Origin of the sequence: Salinicoccus sp. Bachu38 (assembly GCF_038561955.2) — a bacterium.
Taxonomy (GTDB): Bacteria; Bacillota; Bacilli; order Staphylococcales; family Salinicoccaceae; genus Salinicoccus; species Salinicoccus bachuensis.
In genome coordinates, this window is record NZ_CP138333.2 from 2,232,705 (window position 1) to 2,253,368 (window position 20,664).

General features: G+C 50.5%; 20 protein-coding genes. 4 read left to right on the forward strand and 16 right to left on the reverse strand.

The features are described 5' to 3' along the window. Window positions 1-8 precede the first annotated feature (8 nt). On the reverse strand, window positions 9-755 hold the full coding sequence (locus RQP18_RS11350; RefSeq protein ID WP_342387794.1) for a 2-keto-4-pentenoate hydratase: 747 nt from the start codon (window positions 753-755) through the stop codon (window positions 9-11). Between the two features lie 167 nt (window positions 756-922). Between RQP18_RS11350 and RQP18_RS11355 the strand changes: the two genes are divergently transcribed. Beyond that, the gene (locus tag RQP18_RS11355; protein WP_342387795.1) at window positions 923-2,290 is read left to right on the forward strand and encodes an alkaline phosphatase; all 1,368 of its coding nucleotides are present in this window, start codon (window positions 923-925) and stop codon (window positions 2,288-2,290) included. 76 nt (window positions 2,291-2,366) lie between these two features. Here the strand turns inward: RQP18_RS11355 and RQP18_RS11360 are convergent, their stop codons facing one another. The 4 genes from RQP18_RS11360 to RQP18_RS11375 are packed head-to-tail and all read right to left on the reverse strand — an operon-like array spanning window position 2,367 to window position 5,548. Continuing rightward, window positions 2,367-2,702: a cupin domain-containing protein gene (locus RQP18_RS11360; protein WP_342387796.1), complete on the reverse strand. Its 336-nt coding sequence runs from the start codon at window positions 2,700-2,702 to the stop codon at window positions 2,367-2,369. Window positions 2,703-2,714: 12 nt separating this feature from the next. Next, window positions 2,715-3,998: a TRAP transporter large permease gene (locus RQP18_RS11365; RefSeq protein ID WP_342387797.1), complete on the reverse strand. Its 1,284-nt coding sequence runs from the start codon at window positions 3,996-3,998 to the stop codon at window positions 2,715-2,717. Next, window positions 3,995-4,471 carry a TRAP transporter small permease gene (locus RQP18_RS11370; protein WP_342387798.1) on the reverse strand — a complete coding sequence of 159 codons (477 nt, stop codon included), beginning with the start codon at window positions 4,469-4,471 and terminating at the stop codon, window positions 3,995-3,997. Before RQP18_RS11370 ends, RQP18_RS11365 begins: the two co-directional genes overlap by 4 nt. Window positions 4,472-4,501: 30 nt before the next feature. Continuing rightward, window positions 4,502-5,548, reverse strand: a complete 1,047-nt coding sequence (locus RQP18_RS11375; protein WP_342387799.1) for a DctP family TRAP transporter solute-binding subunit — start codon at window positions 5,546-5,548, stop codon at window positions 4,502-4,504. Between the two features lie 221 nt (window positions 5,549-5,769). Between RQP18_RS11375 and RQP18_RS11380 the strand changes: the two genes are divergently transcribed. The 3 genes from RQP18_RS11380 to RQP18_RS11390 all read left to right on the forward strand — a co-directional run bounded on the left by RQP18_RS11380 (window position 5,770) and on the right by RQP18_RS11390 (window position 9,277). Beyond that, a complete protein-coding gene (locus RQP18_RS11380) occupies window positions 5,770-6,924 on the forward strand; it encodes an aminotransferase class I/II-fold pyridoxal phosphate-dependent enzyme (RefSeq protein WP_342387800.1) in 1,155 nt (384 codons plus the stop codon). A gap of 65 nt (window positions 6,925-6,989) precedes the next feature. Beyond that, entirely contained in the window at window positions 6,990-7,667 is a 678-nt protein-coding gene (locus RQP18_RS11385; RefSeq protein WP_342387801.1) for a GntR family transcriptional regulator, read from the forward strand. 11 nt (window positions 7,668-7,678) lie between these two features. Next, the gene (locus RQP18_RS11390; protein ID WP_342387802.1) at window positions 7,679-9,277 is read left to right on the forward strand and encodes a M20/M25/M40 family metallo-hydrolase; all 1,599 of its coding nucleotides are present in this window, start codon (window positions 7,679-7,681) and stop codon (window positions 9,275-9,277) included. A 78-nt stretch (window positions 9,278-9,355) separates the two neighbouring features. Here RQP18_RS11390 and dmpG read toward each other — a convergent pair whose 3' ends face one another. The 11 genes from dmpG to RQP18_RS11445 all read right to left on the reverse strand — a co-directional run bounded on the left by dmpG (window position 9,356) and on the right by RQP18_RS11445 (window position 20,660). After that, window positions 9,356-10,375, reverse strand: a complete 1,020-nt coding sequence (dmpG, locus tag RQP18_RS11395) for a 4-hydroxy-2-oxovalerate aldolase (RefSeq protein WP_342387803.1) — start codon at window positions 10,373-10,375, stop codon at window positions 9,356-9,358. Continuing rightward, complete coding sequence (locus tag RQP18_RS11400; protein ID WP_342387804.1) at window positions 10,375-11,277, reverse strand: acetaldehyde dehydrogenase (acetylating); 903 nt, start codon at window positions 11,275-11,277, stop codon at window positions 10,375-10,377. Before RQP18_RS11400 ends, dmpG begins: the two co-directional genes overlap by 1 nt. A gap of 14 nt (window positions 11,278-11,291) precedes the next feature. Then, a complete protein-coding gene (locus RQP18_RS11405; RefSeq protein WP_342387805.1) occupies window positions 11,292-11,939 on the reverse strand; it encodes a GntR family transcriptional regulator in 648 nt (215 codons plus the stop codon). Window positions 11,940-12,052: 113 nt separating this feature from the next. Continuing rightward, window positions 12,053-12,958, reverse strand: coding sequence for an AEC family transporter (locus RQP18_RS11410; protein ID WP_342387806.1), 906 nt, complete (start codon window positions 12,956-12,958; stop codon window positions 12,053-12,055). Between the two features lie 99 nt (window positions 12,959-13,057). After that, on the reverse strand, window positions 13,058-14,623 hold the full coding sequence (locus tag RQP18_RS11415) for an anthrax toxin lethal factor-related metalloendopeptidase (RefSeq protein WP_342387807.1): 1,566 nt from the start codon (window positions 14,621-14,623) through the stop codon (window positions 13,058-13,060). Window positions 14,624-14,803: 180 nt separating this feature from the next. Beyond that, a complete protein-coding gene (locus RQP18_RS11420; protein ID WP_342387808.1) occupies window positions 14,804-16,732 on the reverse strand; it encodes an ABC transporter permease in 1,929 nt (642 codons plus the stop codon). Further along, window positions 16,722-17,483: an ABC transporter ATP-binding protein gene (locus RQP18_RS11425; RefSeq protein ID WP_342389404.1), complete on the reverse strand. Its 762-nt coding sequence runs from the start codon at window positions 17,481-17,483 to the stop codon at window positions 16,722-16,724. Before RQP18_RS11425 ends, RQP18_RS11420 begins: the two co-directional genes overlap by 11 nt. A 102-nt stretch (window positions 17,484-17,585) precedes the next feature. Beyond that, the gene (locus RQP18_RS11430; protein WP_342387809.1) at window positions 17,586-18,578 is read right to left on the reverse strand and encodes a sensor histidine kinase; all 993 of its coding nucleotides are present in this window, start codon (window positions 18,576-18,578) and stop codon (window positions 17,586-17,588) included. After that, window positions 18,578-19,261, reverse strand: a complete 684-nt coding sequence (locus tag RQP18_RS11435; RefSeq protein WP_342387810.1) for a response regulator transcription factor — start codon at window positions 19,259-19,261, stop codon at window positions 18,578-18,580. Before RQP18_RS11435 ends, RQP18_RS11430 begins: the two co-directional genes overlap by 1 nt. Before the next feature lie 81 nt (window positions 19,262-19,342). Continuing rightward, on the reverse strand, window positions 19,343-19,621 hold the full coding sequence (locus RQP18_RS11440) for a YciI family protein (protein ID WP_342387811.1): 279 nt from the start codon (window positions 19,619-19,621) through the stop codon (window positions 19,343-19,345). Window positions 19,622-19,679: 58 nt separating this feature from the next. Next, window positions 19,680-20,660 carry a FecCD family ABC transporter permease gene (locus RQP18_RS11445; protein ID WP_373446066.1) on the reverse strand — a complete coding sequence of 327 codons (981 nt, stop codon included), beginning with the start codon at window positions 20,658-20,660 and terminating at the stop codon, window positions 19,680-19,682. Window positions 20,661-20,664: the final 4 nt, after the last annotated feature.

The following is a 20,664-nucleotide window of genomic DNA, read 5'->3' on the forward strand; positions in this document are numbered from 1 at the left end:
ATGACATCCTACTGACTGACTTTAAAAACCACTTCTCCGACATTTTCATATTCGGCCCTATATGTCCCAGTTTTCAGCGGCACTGGCAGATTGAAAGTGCCTGAAGAGACGAAAATTCCAGGGCTCAATGTCTTCCCCCGGGCTGCAAGGGCACCGGCCAGCCACTTCACCGCACTGGCGGGATGACCGAGCACTTCCGTCGAAGCCCCTTCCTTGATGACGATTCCATCGTGCGATAATGTGCCTTTGATGGAATCGAGTGCAGCATAATCATAGCTTTTCGCCTCGCCATATACCACTGCACCGTTCACTGCACCGTCGGCGATGATTTCGGTCAGGGCAGCATTCGGAAACCAGTCCTTATACCGGCCATCCGGCACTTCCGCACCCGGAGCCACTCTGCATTTCTTCATGATATCCGCCTCCGTGTCTTCCGGGAATATCTCTTCATCGACCAGAAAGACCAGTTCCATTTCAAGGAGCGGGATATTATAGTCGCCCAGATTGATTTCTTTCTGCACCGTACGGTCGGTCATGGCGCCATATAAAGGCGAATCACTGCGGAAAAGATCCTGGGTCTCGCGGCTCGTCAGGCTGATTTTGTAGCCCATGTGGACTTCACCATTCTCCTCCTTCAATTTCAGCACGTCATCCTGTATGGCATAGGCGGCCTCTTTCGATCCAATATCAAGTACACCCAATTCCAATGGTTCATTTGCTGCGTACGCAGTGTATAGCTGTTCGACAGTCGACATGAAAATCCTCCTTTATTTTATACTAAATATAACACAGCTTTCCAAAATCTTTTTCTGCAGTTAATTTAATCTTTAACTGTTTTTTACATCCAATTAACATTCTTAGTTCGGAGTTAATATCCCATTGCTATGATGGAATCATCTTGAAGAGGAGGAGATACTTACTTATGAAAAAATGGTTTACAGCTTCACTTCTAACTTTATTTGTTCTGGCATCCGTCTTCGGTTCCAGCCCGGTTACAGCTGCTGGAGGAGGATCCGGTTCGCAGGGTGCGGATCAGGATACTGACACGCCAAAAAACGTGATATACCTGATTGGTGACGGGATGGGTGTTACATACAATACCGCCTACAGATACTATAAGAATGGCGGGTTTTCGGAAGATATGGTCGATACTGAATTCGACCATCATCTTGTCGGACAGCAGAAGACACATCCGCATGATGAAGAGGAAAACATCACAGATTCAGCCGCTTCTGCCACAGCGATGGCTACAGGCTCCAAAACCTACAATAACGCCATTGCCGTCGACCATGAACTGAATGAACTGGAAACTGCACTCGAGGTCGCCAAAGCATCAGGCAAATCCACAGGGCTGGTCGCAACAAGCGAGATTACGCATGCGACCCCGGCAAGCTTCGGTGCCCATGATGAATCCAGACACAACCATGCTGACATCGCCGATGACTATTTCGATGAAAGAATCAATGATCAGATGAAAGTGGATGTCCTGCTTGGTGGTGGCATTGAATACTTCGAGCGTGAAGACCGCAATCTGATTGAAGAGTTCCAGAATGAAGGATACGATTTCGTGGATTCGGCCCAGGAAATGCAGCAGTCACAGAACAGCCAGCTGCTCGGCTTGTTCTCAGAAGGTGGACTGCCCAAGAAGTGGGATCGTACAGAAGAGATTCCTTCCCTGGAAAGCATGACACAGACGGCGCTAGATACACTCGGCCAGAATGACGAAGGCTTCTTCCTGATGGTTGAAGGCAGCCAGATCGACTGGGCTGGCCATGCCAATGACATCGCCGGTGCAATGAGCGAAATGGAAGACTTCGAAGCGGCATTCGCAGCAGCAATCGATTTTGCTGAAGAAGATGGCGAAACACTCGTCGTCACTACGGCAGACCATAACACAGGTGGCTTCTCCCTCGGTCTGGACGGGGAATACAACTGGAACGCAGAACCACTCCACGAGATGCACCGTACGCCTGAATTCATCACAGAGGAGATTCTCGAAACTGAAGATATCCATGGTACACTGGATGCCTACATCGACTGGGCATTCACATCAGAGGAAATCGGTGCGCTCGAAGAAGCGCTGCTCCTTCCGACAGCCGACCGCTATGGTGAGATCGAAGGCATCATTAAGGAGGCCGTCGACAAACGTACATTCACCGGCTGGACGACAAGTGGACATACGGGCGAAGACGTCAATGTCTACGCTTATGGTCCAGGAAAGGACAACTTCCAGGGTCTCACAGACAATATCGAACATGGAGACCTCATCAAGTCATTCATGGCGCAATAGTCCAGTAATATATGGAAAGAACCGGCACACTGCATAAAACATGACAGTGTGCCGGTTCTTTATTTTCATTCATTCCTCAGAATACTACCGCAAGGAACTCCAGATCTGATTCTCCTGTATTAACAATGCCGTGGGACTCACCCTTAGTGATCAGGCATAAATCGTGGGGACCGGCCGGTCTGTGCTCACCATCCGCATCGATGAAATCCGCCTGGCCGCTCAGGATATAGTAGCCTTCCGAATCATCGAGATGCTGGTGATAGCCGATGCTGCCACCCTTTTCAACCACCACTTTCGCAAAGAGATCAAGACCCTCCACATCATGCGGCTTCAGATGTCTGGATATGGACACGTTGCCTCTTCCACCATGCAGATCCGTGAAATGTTCTGCAGTTTTCGGTTTCAATATCATGGTTTGCCTCCTCTACTCGAATAGTCCGGGCAGGAACGTTGAAAGCGGCGGGAAGAAGATGATGAACAGCACCATCACGCCCACGATGGCCAATACATGCAGGATGTAGGGCAGCGTCTCCTCTATTCCCATCTTCCTGTCCGTGATGCTGCACCCTGCAATCAGCGACAGTCCGACAGGGGGTGTGATGTTCGCGAGTGCAAAGTTCATGATCAGCACCATTCCGAAATGCACCGGATCGATGCCGTACTGGGTGGCGATCGGCATGAATATCGGACTCAGGAGGACAATCAGTGATGTCACTTCCGTCAAGGTTCCGAGAATCAGCAGTATGATCGACACGATGATCAGGAACATCCATGGAGATGTTGCATATTCCAGGAAGAAGTTCGAGATCATGACGGGTATCCGATTCGCCGTCAATACATATGTAAATGCATTGGCTGCCGAGATGATGATGAGGATCGTCGCAGATGTGACGGCGGAGGATACCATAATTTCCCGGTATGTCCTGAAGTTCAGTTCCCTGTACACCAGCGCAAGGATGAAGCCGTAGGCAACCGCAATGACGGCCGCTTCCGTCGCTGTGGCAAATCCGCTGAATATGCTGCCGAGGATGAATATCGGTGTAAGCAGCGGAAAGAACGCCCGCCACGCTATAATCCAGAATTCCTTGCCTTTTGGTGTTTCGACCGAAATCTCGCCGTACCCCTTCTTCCTGGCAATGATGGCGACATATACAGACAGGGCCACCGTCAGTAATATGCCGGGGATGACGCCCGCTATGAACAGGTCACCAATTGAAATGTTCGCCGTGATGCCCAGGATGACCATCGTGATGCTCGGCGGTATGATGAGGCCCAGTACGCCTGCAGGACCGATGATGCTGGCAATGAAGGAATTGCTGTACTTTTCTTCCTGCAGCCGTGGCACAAGCACCGAACCGACCGCATAGGTCGTTGCTACCGTGGAGCCGGATACTGCGCCGAACAGTGCCGTCGTCACGACCGTGGTGATGGCTGTCCCGCCTGTGAACCGTCCGACAATCGCACTTGATAGTGCCATCAGCCGCCTGGTCAATCCACCTTTGCCCATGATATTGCCTGCCAGGATGAACAGCGGCAGGGCAAGGTAGGAGAAGCTGTCCACTCCGGCAAACATCCTCTGGATGACGATTTCGAGGGACACGCCGCCAAACAGGAGCATGGCGATAGATACAAGGCCGATGACATAGGCAATCGGCATGCCGATGAAGAGGAGTGCAAAGAATATGAGCAGTATGAGTATGATCATCATGGTGCCGTCTCCCCTTCCTCTTCAGTCGCAGACCCTGTCAGGTTGATTGCGATGAAATAGATTGAAAAGAGTCCACTCACCGGAATCGCCAGATAGGATATGCCGACCGGCATCTGCAACGTTGATGTAGTTTGCGACATCGCGCTCATCGACAGCATGAAACCGTAGTATGTCAGCACAGCATAGAACGCGATGATCAGAATGTTGACCAGGACATAGAGTACCCTTCGGTATTTCATTCTGAACTTGTTGACGAAATAGTTGACTGCCAGGTGCATCTTCTCGTAGATTGCCAGGCTGCTGCCAAGGAAAGTCAGCCAGACGATGAACAGCCTGGACAGCTCCTCCGTGCCCGGCATCGAATAGTTGAAGAACCGGGTAATGACCTGGAGCAGGACGATGAATGTAAGCAGTGTGATTGTAATGATGCACATCCATGTCAGCACTTTGACAAGAATTCTTGTAAGTCCCATTTCATTTACGCCCCTTTATGGGATGGGTCCCTATTCTTCCCATCCGGATGCTTCTCTATATACGTTCATAAGCTCTTCACCGAATACTTCCTCTTCCCACTGCTCATATACAGGCAGCATCGCTTCCCTGAATGCTTCGGTATTGACATCGTCATTGATCTGCATGCCGTTCTCTTCCAACTCAGTGAGGTACTCCTCTTCCATCGTGTCGTTCATTTCGGCGACCTCCTCTGAAATGCTGGATGCTTCGTCCCGGATGAGCTGCTGGTCCTCTTCTGATATCTGGTCCCAAGTATCCGTCTCGACCACCATCATTACAGTGTTATAGAAATGGCCTGTCAAAGAAAGGTAATCCTGCACTTCATAGAACTTTGCCGCATTGATGACAGAAAGAGGATTCTCCTGTGCATCCAGCGCCCCCTGTTGCAGGGCACCATATACTTCACTGAAAGCCATGACTGTCGGCAGTGCGCCCACCTGTTCGAATGCATCGACTCTGAGTGCCGTTTCCGCCACACGGATATTCACGCCTTCAAGATCCTCCGGCTCGACAATCGGCTTCTCATTGTTGGTGACATGCCTTGGACCCCACTCAAGGTATCCAATTTGGGTCAATCCTTGTTCCGAGATGATGTCAGCAAGCTGTTCACCGAATTCACCCTGATATGCCTCACGTGCATTCTCCACATCCTTCCACATATATGGCAGATCTTCGATGGCCATTCTCATATCGAGTGTCTGCATGGACCCGATCATGATTGCTCCGGCCTGCATGGAACCGACCTGAATCTGTTCAAGCATTTCCGTTTCGGAACCCAGCTGGCTGTCTGGATAGATGTCGAACTCCACACGTCCTTCCGTCTCTTCTGCAACCGTCTCCGCCATTTCATCAATCTTGTCGGCAGCCGGCGTACCCGGTGATAATGCGTGACCCAACTGCAGTGTTACGGGCTCCGTGTTCTCTGTACTGCCGGATGATTCACCCGATGAACCACCTTCTTCACCCGACCCTCCGCATGCCGTCAATACGAACGACATGCTCAATGCAGCAACTAAACCTGAAAACTTCTTATTCATTTTACCCCTCCATTTGATAACGCTTTCAATATTGGTATACTGTATACAGAAAAGATTACAGCAGCAAAAAATTGATGTCAATGAATTATTATGAAAAATGTGATAATTACAATAATTAATGCCATAAAGTTTACATATGTTGCTTATATCATTGATTTTCAACTTTCACACTCTTATAATTGAGGCATGTATACTGTATACAACTATCAGGAGGTGTCACGATGACCTTACGTATCAACCCGATTGCCAAAGAACTTCAAGTGCCCGGAATCCGTGTGTTTGCCAACAGGGCCGCCCAATACCCGGACGGCGTCAACCTGACCATAGGACAGCCTGACTTTCCGACACCGGATAATGTCAAACGCGCCGGCAGCAATGCTATTCAGGAAGGAAAGACGGGCTATTCCCACAATGCCGGTCTGCTTCCGCTAAGGGAGAGCATCTCCAGATTCTTCGACGAGGCATATCAGTTCAAATATTATGCAGATGACGAAATTATTGTCACGAACGGTGCAAGCGAAGGACTCGATTCGGTTTTAAGAACCGTGCTGGAACCAGGAGACGAAGTCATCCTCCCCTCACCTTCCTACTCGGGGTATGAATCCCTGATCAAACTGAATGGAGGTGTTCCGGTACATCTCGATATATCGAAGACGGACTTCAAAATCACCCCTGATGACCTTGATGATGCAATCACGGACAGGACCAAAGCGATCATATTCAACTATCCATCAAATCCTACCGGCGTCTCCCTCACCTTTGAAGAGGTAGAGTCCCTTGTCGATGTATTGAAGGATTCGGAACTGTTTGTAATTTCCGATGAAATCTATAGCGAGAATACATTTGCCGGCACCCACGTCTCCTTCGGCTCCTTCGGAGAGATACGCGAAAAGCTGTTCATCGTCCATGGACTCTCCAAATCCCATGCAATGACGGGATGGCGGATCGGCTATGTAATGGGCCCTGCGGAGCTGATGCAGTATGTGCTGAGAGTACACCTGAATAATTCAATATGCGCTTCACTGCCAAGCCAGTATGCAGCGATTGAAGCTCTGGATAACACAAGGAAGTTCCCACACGAGATGAATAGGACATACATGGAGCGCAGGGATTTCATCTATGGCAAGTTGAATGAAATGGGGCTGGCCTGTGAGATGCCGACCGGGGCGTTCTATATCTTCCCGAGCGTGGCACAGACCGGCCTTGATGATATGACATTCGCAACCCGGCTGCTTGAGGAAGAGCATGTGGCAGTCGTACCAGGTTCAACCTTCTCCAAAGAAGGGAAAAACCATATCAGGATCTCCTATGCCAGTTCAATGGAACAGTTGGAAGAAGGCATGAAGCGAATCAAGCACTTCATCGAGCGCCTGTAGCATGTGCTCGCCCGCACTTTTGAAAGGGGTTTCACATCAGTTTGAAAAACGATGGGGGTGTCATATTGAAGAAAATCAATAAAAGTTCCCGATTATCCGATCAGGCATTCGAAATCCTCAAAGAGTCGATTCTGGTTGGGGAATTGAAGGGCGGGGATCCCCTGCCCGAGGAAAAGTACTCGAAGCAGCTCGGCATCAGCCGTACACCTTTCCGCGATACACTGACAAGATTGGCGTCGGAAGGCCTGATCATACAAAGAAACGGAGCACCTGCTGTTGTGGCGGACTTCACAAAGGAAATGTCACTTGAGCATATGGAACTGCGCAACATCCTCGAAGTCTACAACATTGAAAAAGTCCTGCTGAAGATAGATTGTGAGATGCTGGAAGCACTCAAAAGAAACCTTGAGATGCAGGAGCGGGCGATAGAAGAAAACAGGTATTCCGAGTTCATGCGCCTGGACAAGGAATTCCACCTGTCCCTCGTTTCCATCAATACGAACAATGAAATCAAGAAGATTGTACAGAGGGTGAATGATGACCTGAGCAGAGCTTTCCTGATCCTTTCCAAGACCGTCCCCCAAAGTGCCAAAGAGGCGCAGGAGGAGCATGGTGAGATCATAAAGGCCATTGAGATGCAGGATACGGTGCTCGCCAAAAATAAGATGATCGTCCATCTGAACAATGTCGAAAAGAGATTTTTAAACTACTACCAGGCAAAGGAAGATGAGAATTCAAACTAGGAGGAATAGGAATGTTCTGGAACACACAGCAGCAACTCGAAGATCTGATATGCCAGCTGGTATCATGGGACAGCCGCACAGGCACTGAAGGGGAGCTCCACTTCCCCTTCAAACTGAAAGATGAGCTGTCGAAGCTCGACTATTACAGGGAGCACCCGCACCATATTGCCCTGCATGATGCAGGCAGGGAGAGGAACGCCCTCACCGCGCTCTACAGGCATGATGATGCGAAGAAGACGATTGTCCTGATGAGCCATTTTGATACCGTACATACAAAGGAGTTCGGCTCCAAGAGCCATCTTGCGTTCACTCCACGTGAACTTGGCCACCGCTTCAGGGAAATCGCAGATGATTTTTCGCCGGATAATAAAAGGGACGCACTGTCGGGGGAATACTTATACGGCCGTGGCACAATGGATATGAAGATGGGGCTCGCCCTGCATATGCACCTGATCGAGAAGGCGGCCGAAGAGGACTGGCCGATAAACCTCCTGCTTCTGACCGTGCCCGATGAGGAAGTGGATTCCGCTGGCATGCGCGCTGCGGTGGACCGTCTCGAATCCATCGCTGAGGAATATGGACTGGACTACTCTCTGTTCCTCAACAGTGAGCCGAGTTTCACCCAGTATCCCGATGATCCGAATTACTACTTCTATTCCGGATCCATCGGGAAAATAATGCCATCCGCCCTCTTCTATGGTGTGGAGACGCATGTAGGGGAACCGTTGCGAGGCCTCAACGCCCATTATATGTCCTCATTTTTGAACCAGGAGATGGAATTCACCGACATCTTTTCCGAAGAGGAATATGGGGAAAGATCTCCTCTGCCCGTCGCGCTGAAATATTATGATATGAAGAAAGACTATTCAGCACAGACTTCAAACCATGTCGCCGTCCTCTACAACGTATTCACGATGCAGCAGAATGCCGAAGATATTTTCAGCAAATATCATTATCTGGTCGAACAGACGATGAATCAATGCCAAAAGCAGTATGATGAAATCTGCGAAAGGGAAAACATCCCGCCAGTCGGCAGGATCCGCACCATGACCTATCAGGCACTCCACGCATATATTACAGAAAAATTCGGACAGGAGAAGGTCGATAGGATCATTGCAGAATATATCGGTCGTGATGACCTCGACGACCGGGAAAAGTCGATGCACATCGCCAACCGGATGATCACCTACTGCAAGGAGCTCGTGCCACTCGTCGTCACCCTCTTTGCGCCCCCATACTATCCGGCAGTCAATGCTTCGGAAGATCCACTCGTCAGAAGCCTTTCTTCGCTGACGAATGATTTCCTCGGCAACGACTATGGCGTCGAGCCGAAGGAGATCCATTACTTCAACGGCATATCTGATCTGAGCTATGTCACTTACGACAAGCATGATGATGGCTGGGAAACGTATCAGGCCAACACACCTGTATGGGACAGAACGTACTCTATTCCATTCGAATCCATGCAGAAGCTCCAGGCGCCGCTCATCAACATCGGTCCCTTCGGCAAGGACCCACACAAGCTCACCGAACGCCTCCACAAAAAGAGCGCTTTTGAAATTACGCCGAAACTGCTGGAGGCCGTAGTAAAGCACTGCATCACCCACTGATGCTCCATACCAGCACGTAAAAACAGGCGATCGAGTTCATTTCGATCGCCTGTTCTCTATATCCCATATTTCCATCAGTTATGCGTTCTGCTTCTCTTTTGCGAGTTCCTGTGCGACACCGACGATCCAGTCCTCCTGACCGCCAACGGCGCCCATTTCGGATATCCTTGTCAGAATGTCCCGGGCATCGACACCATACTCTTTTCCTGCACGTTCAGCGAACAGCAGGAAGCTGGAGTAGACGCCTGTATAGCCCAGCGTCAATGACAGACGGTCAATCTGTACAGGCCTTTCCATCATCGGCTTCATCAGGTTCTCTGCCGCATCCATCGTCTTGTACAGGTCGAGGTTGTGTGAGATGTCCATCCGGTTCATCACTGCCACCAGCTGTTCTGTCGCCGTGTTCCCTGCACCGGCTCCCATGCCGGCGAGGCTTGCATCTATCCGATTGGCCCCTTCTTCGATGGCTACGATGGAGTTCGCCACACCAAGTGATAGGTTGTTGTGGCCGTGGAATCCGATTTCAGTTCCGCTGGACAGGTTTTCCTTGAACAGGGATACACGCTTTCTTGTGTCATCCATTGTCAGGGCACCGGCCGAGTCGACCACATAGATCGTGCCTGCACCGTATGATTCCATCTTCTTCGCTTCTTCCAGAAGGTTTTCAGGCGTTGTCCTGTGGGACATCATGAGGAAACCGACTGTGTCCATGCCGAGTTGCGCCGCTTTGCCGATATGCTGTTCCGACACATCCGCCTCTGTACAGTGCGTCGCGACCCTTGCCACCTGGGCACCGTATGAATGGGCTTTTTCCAAGTGGTCGATGACACCGATGCCCGGAAGCAGGAGGACGCCGACCTTTGCGTTTTTGGCGTTCTCCACGGCTGTTCTGATGATGTCCTCTTCACTTTCCTTTGAAAAGCCGTACTGTATGGAACTGCCTCCCAGCCCATCACCATGGGTTGCTTCAATGATATCCGCCCCGGAGTCGTCGATCGCCCGCGTCAGTTCGGCAATCTGTTCCTTCGAATACTGGTGGCGGATGGCGTGCATGCCATCGCGCAGCGTTACGTCATTAATCGTTACTTTTCTGCCCATTATTTAAGCACTCCTTCTTTTTGCATACTTTGTGCGATGACTTCGCCTGTCTTTACGGCAGCGGACGTGATGATGTCCAGATTTCCTGCATACTCCGGCAGGAAGTCTCCATTTCCTTCAACTTCCACAGAGACGGTGACGATGTCGCCCTTGACCACCGGGTCTGCCTTGAACCTGTAGCCGGGCACATACTCCTGTACATTTCCAAGCATCTTTTCAAGTGATGCTTCAATTTCCTCCTTCTTGTCCTCGGCAGATCCGGCCGTCTTCACATGAATCGTATTCCTCATAAGAATCGGTGGATCGGCAGGGTTCAGCGTAATGATCGCCTTGGATTCCTTGGCACCGCCCACTTCCTTCAATGCCCTTGCTGTCGTCACTGTGAATTCATCTATGTTCTGCCTTGTGCCGGGACCTGCACTTTTACTGGAGATGGAGGCGACGATTTCTGCATAGTCCACGTCGAGGACACCCGACACTGCCTTGACCATCGGGATCGTCGCCTGGCCGCCGCAGGTCACCATGTTCACGTTGTCCAGATGCGGGATCTCCTCTTCTTTGAGGTTGACGGAAGGTACAAGGAAAGGTCCGACTGCAGCAGGTGTCAGATCGATCGCTTTTTTGCCCATCTCCTTAAGTATCGGTGCATTGTGCGCATGGGCTTTCGCTGAAGTCGCCTCGTAGACGATATCTGCCAGTTCAGGCTGTTCCCTCAGGCCATCGATTCCATTTGAAATTGCAACAAGGCCATTCTCTTCAGCCTTTTTCAGACCCTTCGATTCCGGATCGATTCCAATCAGTGCAGTCACTTCAAGTATGTCACTTCTCATCAGTTTGATCATCAGGTCGGTTCCGATGTTTCCGGAGCCGATGATTGCGCATTTAATTTTGTTGTTTGTCATTTCCATCCCTCTTCCTATTTTTTTAGTTCCTTGCTGTTGCAACAGTATTCACATGCCTGTCTGAGATGGGTCGCGAGCAGCTGCTGGGCCTGCTGCACCTCGTCCTTCCCGAGTGCATGCACGATATCCTTGTGCTGCCGGATGATTTCCTCCTGATCCTTCAGTGCTGCTTCACTCGTAATGTCAATCAGTGTTCTGAAGATGTCGCGCTGTGCCGACCATAGGTGCATGAGGCTGTTATTGTCCGCCATCCTGACCAGCAGATGGTGGAATGCAAGGTCGATTTCGATGTCCCGCTGCTTGTAGTAGTCCGCTTCCTCCATCTGCTGGATGTACAGCAGCAGCCGGTCCTTGTTGGCACTGAATATCTCCGGATCGATCTGGCCGAGTGCATGCGTCTCCAGAAGAATACGCGTGTCATACAGGTTCTCGATGTCTTTTTGTTCAAAACCGATCACTGCCGTACGTCCATTCGAATGCTTCTCCAGCAGATTTTCAGCAACCAGCTTGCCGATGGCTTCCCTGACCGGCCCCCGGCTGACTCCAAGTTCATGGGACAGCGCAGTTTCCACGAGGGCCTCCCCTTTTTGATATTTCCCCAATATGATGTCTTTGCGAAGATGATCGACAATTTGGGAAGCGATATTCGTTTTGGTAATCAAATCGTTTCCAACTCCTTGAATATTCTGAAATGTAAACAGTTAACATTAACCTAAGTTTAAGAAACCGGTTGCAGAATGTCAAGATAAAATTCAGAAATTTCTCTAATCATTATTTATATGCCGAGCAGGACGAGGCATATCGGTATGGTGATCAGGCTGATCAGCGTTGTCACCAGTGTGGAGAAGGATACAAGGTTCGGCTGCACATTGAACTGCACCGCAAGCATGGTCGAGTTTGCAGCGACCGGCATGGCATTCAGGATGATGAAAACCAGCTTCATCGTGTCGTCGACCGGCATGAGCAGGACGAGGATCGCCGCAACTACAGGGGAGATGAGCATGCGTACGACCACCACGGTCGTAATATTTTTCATCTCGAACTTCTCTTTCGTAATCTGTGCAAGCTGCATCCCGAGAATCAGCATGACGACGGGAATGGCGGCGTTTCCGGTCATCTGGATGATCTCCATCAGCTTGTCATCGATCGTGACATTGGCCAGCTGCAGGAGGACGCCCGCCAGCGCACCATAGATGACCGGGATCCTGAAAATGCTTACCAGCGCTTCCTTTGCGGAAATCGTCGCCCCATTGCCGAACGAGGCGATGAATATGCCGACCGTGCTGATGATGAATCCATGCAGCACCATCAGCACGATTGCATAGTCGAATGCCGTCGCACCGATCGCAAACAGGACGACGGGAGATCCATAGTTGCCGCTGTTCGGGAACAGTGTGCCGAGCAGCATTGCCGATATGTCCTCCTTCCCCGATTTCATAAAGAACCCGATGGCCACCGTCACTGCGGCAAGGATGACGGTGATGATCATGGAAAATATGAACAGGTATAAATAGTCCACTGTAATTTCGTTGCTGTAGAATGTATCGAAAGTCAAGAGCGGCAGCAATATGTATAGGGAGAGTGCGGATATCGACTTGATATCCATATGAAGCAGCTTCTGGGCCACATAGCCCGTTGCAAATACGAGGAAAACAGGAAGTACAATCATCAACAGTTGCATCAATTTTCATCTTCTTTCCATATTTTTGTCATGCTTCCATCATAGATTATTATGGAAACAAAAAGAAGCCAGGCAGATGCCTGACTTCCATAATTTAAACTAGTTCCTTCTGAGGAATAGAACGATTGCTGCAATGATCCCCAGCACAAAGAGTACAACTGCCCCGATGATCAGGCCGGTATTCGAACCCCCCGACCCGGTCTGTTCACTCTCCTGTGCAGTATCCACTGCTTCTCCGCTGGTCTCGTCCTCTGCCGACTCTTCAGATGACGCTTCATTCTCTGCTGTTTCTTCTTCCGTCGGTTCTGCAGTCGTCTCTTCTTCTGTGGATTCCTCTTCAGTCGACGCTTCTGTTGTGGCTTCTTCAGTAGCTTCCTCCGTGCCCTCTTCCTGTGTCTCTTCTTCGGTCAGCTCTTCTGTGCTTTCCTCGGCAGACGGTTCAGTACTCTCTTCTGTCGTCGGTTCTTCGGTGCTTTCCTCAGCCGTTGCTTCCGTCGAAGGCTCAGTACTTTCTTCCTGTGTGGCTTCTTCAGTGCTTTCCTCAGCCACCTCCTGTTCCTCGTTGTTCGACAGTGCTGTAGAGAGCGCCGAATTCGCTTCATCCAGCTGATCCTGTGTGGTCTGGCTGTCATTCAAAAGTGCATTCGCATTCTCAAGTGCGGATTGGAGTTCGGGATTCCGGGATGCCATTGGAATCTGTTCCGCTTCATTGACCGTCTGCTCCAGTCCGGATGTATCCACTTCAGGTGCATCGCTTACATTCGTAGTCGTTGCCGTCCTGAAATATGAAGTCAGCAATGGATTGTCATTCTGGTCCATCGCACGGACATGGTAGTTGTATGTCGTCGATGTATCCAGCCCCGTGTCCTGGTAATGGGCTTCCTGCGTCGTGTCGATCAGCTGGTCATTCCGGTACACTTCGTAGTATGCCGCATTCTGAAGCGGATCCCATGAAAATTCTACAGTATTGCCCGTAGTGCCCTGGATGGTCACCAGCCTGTTGTGGAACGTCTCCATGAACTGATATGTCTGCGGTGCACGTTCAGCCAGGCGGGCGCTTGCATTGCCTCCGAGGTAATACATCGCAAATGTTTCTGCAAAATATTCACCCGGTGTATTGAAGTAGTTCGGCACCTGGTGGTCACGGAACAGGTTGTCCTTCTCCTGTGCCATGAGATCCCTGAAAGCCTGGGACTCACTCACTGTAAATCCGGCTGCGTAGCTGTCGACCGCGTGTCCATACTCATGCAGTTCAAGATTGATTGTGGAATGGGAATTGCCCGGATTGCTGTATCCGATTCGTGCAGCTGTCGTATAGCCACCTGCACCAGGCACATCATCCCAAGTGCGTCCCGTGCCTTCCCAGCCTCTCGGTGTCACACCCGACAGGTATTCGAACTCCGGCAGTTCGGTGAGCGGCTGGTCCATAAGTATGATTCTGACCCCTGCACGGTTCGTATGTGCCAGAATCCGTTCATCCACCCGTGCGAGCCGGTTGATCATCGCCTGGGCTTCATTCGCATCATAACTTCCGTCATCATCCCTGATTTCAATCATGTTTTGTAGACTCGGACTGTTCGCAGATGCCTGTAGTGGTGCAAACCCAGTAAACATCAGCAGCAGACCGAGCACCATCACAACTCCTGTGAGGGCTTTCTGTTTCATATTTTTCCCCTACCTTCGCTCTTGTTTCCTAATATTTGTATTCCCTTTAATACGGGTTTTAGACATGATTTTGATGAAACGATGATGTTAATGTACACTATAGTGCCTAAACTGAGATCAAGGCAAATAAAAAGTGGCCATCCCGCATCTGAATGCAGAATGGCCACCCTCTTACAACATCTAGGACAGGCTTTCCCTGACGACTTTCTTATAGTGGATCAATGACAGCAGTGCAAACAGGGAATAGAAAAGCGCATATACCCCCATCACAATCAGCATCGGCGTCCACATTTCAGTGCCAAACAGGAACCATCCTGCATTCACGGCAAAATAGGCATGCAACAGACCGATCAGCAGAGGAATCCCGAAGGTGATGATCATTTTGACCGACAGCCCTTTGATGATTTCACGTTCTGAGAAGCCAAGCTTCCTGAGTACATTGTAACTGCCCTTCTCATCCTCACTTTCACCGACCTGCTTGAAATAGAGGATGCATCCTGACGTCACCAGGAAGGCGAAGCCGACAAATGCAATGACGAACATCGTCATGCCGGAAGCCTGCAGCTGACTCGTATGCTGCTGTATCTTGGATTCGAAAACCGGATTTTCCTCCTGATCCATCATGTTGAAGATATCCATGCTGTCGCCTTCAGTGATATCAATGGCATGCATGGTCTTGACACCCTGCTCCTGCATCTCTTCAGATTGATGGCCGGAGAGCTCCTGATAGACCGTTTCGTCAACAATGGCTGCAGGCGAACCGTAGGAAACCATACTTGGCAGAATCGCCTCCTCCTGTATGTCAACGAGTTCAAGCGAGCGTTCGTAGTCACCCGAGACGAATGTCACGGGCGCATTCAGTGTATAGTCGATGAAAGACTGCATTACACTCGGCGTGCCGGTGATGATGGTTTCATTGGTCCCGAGGGCCACTGAATCAAAATGCGCCTCACTCACAACATTTACATTGAGTGTCGAACCGTTAAAATCCAACGCATTGAGATCTGCACTGATCGCCCCTTCCGTCTCTGCCTCGTAGTCGATTGTCGGCAACTGGATGCTTTCGTAATCCACCCCTTCTTCATCAAGCAGGTCTTCATAGAATTCCAGCGCTTCCTCTTCATAGAATACATAATCATGCGGCATTGTATTTTCGACCATCTTCTCTGTAGAGTAGTAGGTGATGTAGGACAGCGACATGAGGCCGATGCTGAGGGCACTGATGACGGCGATCAGTGTCAGCAGGAATGCATTGGATTTCATCTTGAACATGATCCTTGTCAGGGAGAGGACATCCGTCACATTCACATGCCCCTTCTTTGATTTCCTGATCATGTTAAGCATGAAGGCAATTGAAAATTTGAATGTGACATATGTTCCGATGATCGTCAGTCCCAGTACACCGAATACCAGCGGAAAGATAAGGAACACATGCTCCATCAGCTGTGTGGAGAGATAGTAGCCGCCCACAATCATGGCGAGTCCGATGATGCCCATCAGCACCGTCCCACTGCCGAGACGCCTTGTATCCGATTCGCTTGTCCGGTTCATCGTCATCATCTGCAGCAGCCTTGTCCGCTTCAGGAAAATGAAGTTCTGAATCAGCAGCAGAATGAATATGCCGATGAACAGCAGTGCTGTCTGGCCTACTGCAGCCATTGAAAAGGTGAGGCCGACAGAGAGTTCGACCTGCATAATCCTGAGCAGGACCATCATCAGCATCCTGGACAGCAGGAATCCGAAAAGGATGCCCACTATCAGGCTGCCGAAGTAGATGATGGCATTCTCCAGCACCAGTATCCTGAACACTTTGCCCCGGTTGAGTCCGATAAGCTGGAAGAGTGCAAGCTCCCTGTTCCTCCGCTTCAGAAAGATGGTATTTGCGAACATTACGAAAGTGACGATGATGACGATCAACAGGACTGAACCCACTACAAACCCGGTCGACATCATCGTGCCTGAAGACAGTTCATCGGCGGCACTCTCGTCCTTCGACATGAGTACGAAAGAAAAGTACAGTGAGACGCTGAAAATGAGTGCGAAGATATACAGACCATAGTTTTTAATGTTCCTGAAGAAATTCTTCATAATGATGCGGTTAAGACTCAACGCCGACACCGCCCAGCACGCTCTGTGTATTCATGATTTCCTTGTAGAAGTCCTCCTGGGGACGCCCGCCCCGACGCAGTGTCGAATATACCAGTCCGTCCTTCAGGAAGATCACCCTGCCCGAGTAGCTTGCAGCAGTCGCGTCGTGGGTCACCATCATGATTGTGGACAGACTTGCCACATTCATCTGCTGCAGTTTCTTAAGCAGATTGCTTGCCGACTTAGAGTCCAGAGCCCCTGTCGGCTCATCGGCAAAAATGATTTTCGGCTGATGTACGAATGCCCGGGCGGCGCTGGTACGCTGCTGCTGGCCGCCGGATATTTCATTCGGATACTTTCCACTCAGTTCGTGGATGCCAAGTTCTCCGGCCACCCGTTCGAATTGACGGTCCACTTCCTCCTTCTTCATGCTCCTGATGGACAGCGGAAGCAGAACATTCTCTTTCACAGTCAGCGTATCAAGCAGGTTGTATTCCTGGAAAATGAATCCGAGGTCATTCTTTCTGAAGTGCGCAAGCTGCTTGTCCTTCATCCGGGTGATATCCGCGCCTTCGATCTGTATATGGCCACTGCTGACGTGATCGATCGAACTCAATACATTGAGCAGGGTCGTCTTCCCTGAACCGGACGCCCCCATGATGGATACGAATTCACCCTTTTCGATATTCATATCGATCCCTTTCAACACTTCTGTCCGGTTGAACCTGTTGCCATATGACTTTTTGATGTCCTTTGCTTCCAGTATCATAATGACGCCTCCATCTATTTTTGATCATACTCATATTCTATATGTATTCTGTGGGACAATCGTTTGATTTACGTGACAGAAACAGAAGACCATGTGACATTTTCGTCACATGGTCTTCACTCTATGGAAAGTGTTCTGCTCCGGAAAGATGATTTCAATCCGTGTACCTTTCCCGTATTCGGAATCCACTTCAATTTTCATATTCATTGCATCTGCAGCTTCCTGCGCAAGGTACAGCCCCATGCCGGTCGACTGCGCATCCTCATGATTACTGGTCGAAGTGAAGCCCGCTTCGAATATCCGCGGGACGTCTTCATTCCGTATTCCCCTGCCATGGTCGGTGACTGCGAGGACAAGGTGCCCATCTTCCATGCCGTTGCTGACGCGCACATCATCGTTATGCGTATATTTGACACTGTTTGTAATGATCTGATCGAGGATGAACGCGAGCCATTTGACATCCGCCTCCACTTCCGGTACCTCAAGGTCGATATCAAAGCCGACCCCCTTCTCCATGCACAGGCGTCTGAGCTTCTGGATGCTCCGTCTCACAAGCGGTTCAATTTCGACGGTCTCGAAATAGAGATCATTCCGAATGTTCGGCAGCCGTTTCATATACAGCATCTCATTCAGCATGCCGTCGAGCCGCTGCCATTCATTGGCAAGCTTCATTTTCTCCTGGCCTTCCAGATCGTCGATCAGCAGCTTCATCGTCGTCATCGGCATTTTCATATCGTGGATCCAGCGGGTCAGCTCGTCCAGGCTCTCCTTCGTCTTGCCCGCCTCCGCGTCCAGCCGCTGATTATGGGAATGCTTCACCCGTACCAGCCGGTCATGGAGTGCCTGCTGGTCGGCCGTCACCGGCTGCGGCAGTGTGTCGATGTCCTCCACCGTCTCCATGGAAAGCACCTCCCTCGTATACCGCCTGCCTCTGGTATACTGCCATACCGCGAAAATGACGAGGAGCACACTATTGACGATGACGATATAGACGACGGAAAGATCCGGTATGGATGCATCAAGAAGTCCAAGCAGCAGAATCATCCCGTTGAACAGGAGGAACAGAAGCCACCAGGGCAAGTGCTGCTTCAGATGCATCAGTCCCACTCCTTCAGCATGTAGCCGAGTCCGGTCTTTGTGATGATGGCATCTTCAAGGCCCATCTCCTCGAGCTTTTTGCGTATGCGGTTGATATTGACGGTCAGCGTATTATCGCTGATGAACTTCGCGTCATCCCACAGCTGCTCGATCAGCGTCTCCCTTGAAACCACTTGATCCTTGCTCTCCACAAGGATGGAGAGGATGAAGGATTCATTTTTGGTCAGATTAATGACAGTCCCCTCCCGGGCCACCGTAAGCTTTTTGAAATCAAACACCGCGTCACGGAATCCGACCACATCCACATCCTGCTTCTGGTACTGGTAGGCACGTCTCAGGAGCGCCTGGACCTTTGCCACCAGCACCTCGAAGTTGAAGGGCTTCTGTATATAGTCATCACTGCCCATCTGCATGCTCATCACCATGTCCGACGGATGGTCCCGTGAAGACAGGAAGATGATCGGCAGGCTCGATATATCGCGGATCCGCCTGCACCAGTAGAAACCGTCGTATTTCGGCAGCGTGATATCGATAATGACCAGATCCGGCTCAGACTGGATGAAATCATGCACGACATTGCCGAAATCGGACACTCCGGAGACTGTGTGGTCCCATTCCTCAAGGCGCGATTTCAACTCCTCATAAAGCGGCATGTCGTCTTCAACAATGAATATCTTCGACAATTTTGCTTCCCCCGATTTCTTTTGCAAAAAATAAATACCCAGTTCCCATTATAGGGGAAACTGGATATTTTGCACCGTTTTCTATGACTGTATCGTATAGTCCGTCTGCATGTCCCACTCATGAATTTCAAAATGGCGGGCGCCGCTGGTCACGTAAGGGTCCCGTCTGACGATCTCTTCGACCGCTTCAGCGGACTCCCCCTGGTAGATGACGAGACCACCGGTGCCATCGGTGAACCGTCCATACATGAATACATTTCCGGCTTCCCTCTGATCCTTCAGGAAATCCAGGTGCTGCTGACGATATTCCTTACTTTTCTGTGCATCCTTCATCGGTGCCAATGCTGCAAAATATTTCATGCCATCCCTCTTTCCAAATCTTCTTTCCTATATATTACCATTATATTGCCGTGTTTCTCTATATCTGTTTGGCTTTCAGAAGTAGTCTCAGGAAATAGGGACCGCCGATCAGTGCCACGACGATGCCCGTCGGGATGATCGTCGGAGCAAGCAGCAGCTTGCCGACAAGATCTGCACCTGTGAGCAGCACCCCGCCGATCAGCAGGGAGGAGAAGAACAGCACCTTCATGTTCTGGCCGAACAGGAGGCGTGAAATGTGCGGTGCAATCAGGCCGATGAAGCTTATGGCTCCGCATACGCTCACGGCAAGGCTTGAAAGCATGGCCGAGAGGATAATCAGAATGATCTTTTCCTTGTTCACATTCATGCCGAAGCCGATCAGCATCTCATCATCCAGGTTCAGCATGCCCATCTCCCGGATCCGGAAGAAGACGAAGGCTGCGATAATCAGGATGTACGGCACCGATATATAGACGAACGGCCATGTATCGCCCCATATGTTGCCGGCGAAGTACCGGTTGAGCATCTCCATCTGGGTTTCATCGAACATGGACGTGAATACATAGACGAAACCGGTCACCCCCATCGCCGTAGCAATTCCGATCAGGATGAATATGTTGCTTTTGAACGTCCCGCCCATGAAGGACAGGAAGAAGATGATAAGCACTGTCGCAAGGCCTCCGATAAAGCTCATCAGGGGCAGTGCATACAGGTGCTGGCTCATCGAACCGCTGATGAACATGATGAAGAGGACCACACCGAAACCGCTGCCGGCATTGACACCGATGATGCCGGGGTCGGCGAGCGGATTCTTCGAGATGACCTGCAGGATGAGTCCGCTGAGCGCAAGGGCTGCACCACAGACCAGTGTAACGATGATCCGCGGCATCCTGAACTCGAACAGGACGAGGCGCACATCATCCCCTGCCTGATTGGTCAAGAGATCCATCAGGTCACCGGCAGTCAGACTGAAGGTTCCCGTAAGCAGATGGGTCGCCACAATCACGACGAGCAAGAGGACGATTATGGTGAATTTCATCTTG

Bases quoted from the DNA above. Each gene is read 5' to 3' on its own strand.
- RQP18_RS11350 (WP_342387794.1), bottom strand. From the start codon at position 755: ATGTCGACTGTCGAACAGCTATACACTGCGTACGCAGCAAATGAACCA.
- RQP18_RS11355 (WP_342387795.1), top strand. From the start codon at position 923: ATGAAAAAATGGTTTACAGCTTCACTTCTAACTTTATTTGTTCTGGCA.
- RQP18_RS11360 (WP_342387796.1), bottom strand. From the start codon at position 2,702: ATGATATTGAAACCGAAAACTGCAGAACATTTCACGGATCTGCATGGT.
- RQP18_RS11365 (WP_342387797.1), bottom strand. From the start codon at position 3,998: ATGATGATCATACTCATACTGCTCATATTCTTTGCACTCCTCTTCATC.
- RQP18_RS11370 (WP_342387798.1), bottom strand. From the start codon at position 4,471: ATGGGACTTACAAGAATTCTTGTCAAAGTGCTGACATGGATGTGCATC.
- RQP18_RS11375 (WP_342387799.1), bottom strand. From the start codon at position 5,548: ATGAATAAGAAGTTTTCAGGTTTAGTTGCTGCATTGAGCATGTCGTTC.
- RQP18_RS11380 (WP_342387800.1), top strand. From the start codon at position 5,770: ATGACCTTACGTATCAACCCGATTGCCAAAGAACTTCAAGTGCCCGGA.
- RQP18_RS11390 (WP_342387802.1), top strand. From the start codon at position 7,679: ATGTTCTGGAACACACAGCAGCAACTCGAAGATCTGATATGCCAGCTG.
- dmpG (WP_342387803.1), bottom strand. From the start codon at position 10,375: ATGGGCAGAAAAGTAACGATTAATGACGTAACGCTGCGCGATGGCATG.
- RQP18_RS11400 (WP_342387804.1), bottom strand. From the start codon at position 11,277: ATGACAAACAACAAAATTAAATGCGCAATCATCGGCTCCGGAAACATC.
- RQP18_RS11410 (WP_342387806.1), bottom strand. From the start codon at position 12,958: ATGCAACTGTTGATGATTGTACTTCCTGTTTTCCTCGTATTTGCAACG.
- RQP18_RS11415 (WP_342387807.1), bottom strand. From the start codon at position 14,623: ATGAAACAGAAAGCCCTCACAGGAGTTGTGATGGTGCTCGGTCTGCTG.
- RQP18_RS11430 (WP_342387809.1), bottom strand. From the start codon at position 18,578: ATGCATCTGAAGCAGCACTTGCCCTGGTGGCTTCTGTTCCTCCTGTTC.
- RQP18_RS11440 (WP_342387811.1), bottom strand. From the start codon at position 19,621: ATGAAATATTTTGCAGCATTGGCACCGATGAAGGATGCACAGAAAAGT.
- RQP18_RS11445 (WP_373446066.1), bottom strand. From the start codon at position 20,660: ATGAAATTCACCATAATCGTCCTCTTGCTCGTCGTGATTGTGGCGACC.